The organism is Mesorhizobium sp. M0152 (genome assembly GCF_040322415.1).
In the GTDB taxonomy this organism is placed as follows: domain Bacteria; phylum Pseudomonadota; class Alphaproteobacteria; order Rhizobiales; family Rhizobiaceae; genus Mesorhizobium.
Map to the genome: position 1 here is coordinate 1 of NZ_JAMYTH010000143.1, position 502 is coordinate 502.

1 protein-coding gene is annotated in these 502 nt (G+C 62.0%); it reads left to right on the top strand.

Annotated elements, in window-relative coordinates; all coding sequences use genetic code 11:
• A partial coding sequence (locus NKJ26_RS33530) for a calcium-binding protein (RefSeq protein WP_502903268.1) occupies window positions 1–502 on the top strand: 502 nt, incomplete at both ends.

A 502-nucleotide genomic window follows, 5' to 3' on the forward strand; every position in this document is an offset into this window, starting at 1 on the left:
GAGCCCTTGGCGGCGAGGGTAACGACCGCATCTTCGGCGGAGATGGCTGGGACGATCTCTCCGGCGACAACGGCCGCTTCAACGCGCGCATCTCCGGTGAGGACAATGACAGGCTCAGCGGCGGTCCCGGCCAGGATGTCCTCTACGTGGGTGACGGCCAGGATACGTTGACCGGGGGCACCGACAATGACACGTTCGTGTTCCAGTTCCACAATCCGGTGCCTGGGGTCGATCCGAGTGTCGGGTCGAAGCCGGACATTACCACTATCACCGATTTCAACCCGGCGGAGGACAAGTTCGCCTTCGATGCGGTGGGCCTCTACAACGACGGTTTTGGCGCGAACTTCGTCAACAACGCCAGTATACAGTCCGGCTACCCGGTGAGCAGCTTCTACAGTGGCGCGGCCTCGGGTGCGAACGGCGAACATGTCGTGGTAATCACTGGCGAATCTTTCAACTCTGCTAATGAGGCAGCGGGTGCGATCTCCGGCGAGCACGCCGG